General features: G+C 44.4%; 1 protein-coding gene. It reads right to left on the bottom strand.

The window, feature by feature from the left end; all coding sequences use genetic code 11:
• On the bottom strand, positions 1-1252 hold a 1252-nt coding region (locus A3766_RS20380), incomplete at both ends, for an IS1182 family transposase (protein ID WP_068642885.1).

Below are 1252 nucleotides of genomic sequence, written 5' to 3'. Positions count from 1 at the left end.
CAATGCTGACCCCCTTAAATCTTCTGGTGAGTAGCTGTGTTGCGCCCATCCATAATTTAATTGTACCGAATGGGTGTTCGACGGTTTGTTGTCTGATCACCATGCTGTCAGGTTTGGACTCCAGAAGCTCGGTCATCTTTTCAATGCGACTAGCATGCTCCCAACGACGAATTGTTCGGGGAGTGGCTGTTTTGGTGCATTGGGTTTGCAGGCTGCAAACTCTACAAATTTTGACGCTGCAGTTATAGTTCCTATAAATCATGCCTTTATCTCTTGCTTGCCCTCTGGGTGTTAACGCTTGCTTGGCAGGACAAACGTACACATTTTGCTCGGCGTCATATTGAAATAGCGATTTATTGAAGATGCCTTTCTTTTCACTGCCTGACGTATCAAAATTGGGTACCAGTGGCGTCATCCCCGCATCTTGCGCCGCAATAATATCTTTGCTGCTAAAATAGCCTTTGTCGGCAAGCACGGTAATTTCATCATTCTTTAGTGCTGCTTGAGCCTGCTGGCCCATCCTGCATAATTGATTTCTATCGGTGGTATTGGTGACCTCATGAGCAACGATCAAGTGATGCTTACAATCCACTGCGCTCTGAACGTTGTAGCAAACCTTTCTCTCCATCGCGGTTGTTTTTAACAGACGCGAATCTGGATCAGTCATAGAGATTTGTTTGTCTGGGTGCGCTTCAACTTTCTCTTTGAGCTCCTTTAATTCAGAAAGACGCGCTTTTAGCCAAACCAGCTTTTCTTCAATGGGAGCGGTATCCGCTTCCTTTTCATTTAAGTCGACCTTGTCTAGCTGACTAAGGTAGCGAGCGATATGCTTTTCAACGCGTTCCATTGAGGCTTGGAGTTTTCTTGGCGTATAGTTTTTAGATTTGTTGTTAGATGCTTTGAATTTACTGCCATCAATCGCGACAAGCGCATCGCTAAACATGTTCATCTGACGACACAAATCGATGAACGTTCGACAGCACTGTTTAATCCCTTTACCGTTATTCTTCCTAAAATCTGCAATGGTTTTGAAGTCTGGTGCAAGTCTCTCAGTTAACCACATTAGTTCGATATTGCGGTTAGCTTCTCGCTCTAATCGGCGTGAGGATTGAATTCGGTTCAGGTAGCCGTAGAGGTATAACTTAAGTAGCATTGCTGGGTGATAATTGGGACGCCCTGTATCTTTTGGGACAACACCTTTAAAGCCAAGTTCGTTTAAGTCGAGCTCATCAACAAAAACATCAATCACTCT

It is taken from the genome of Oleiphilus sp. HI0132 (assembly GCF_001635845.1).
This window is presented reverse-complemented; position numbering and strand designations above follow the sequence as displayed.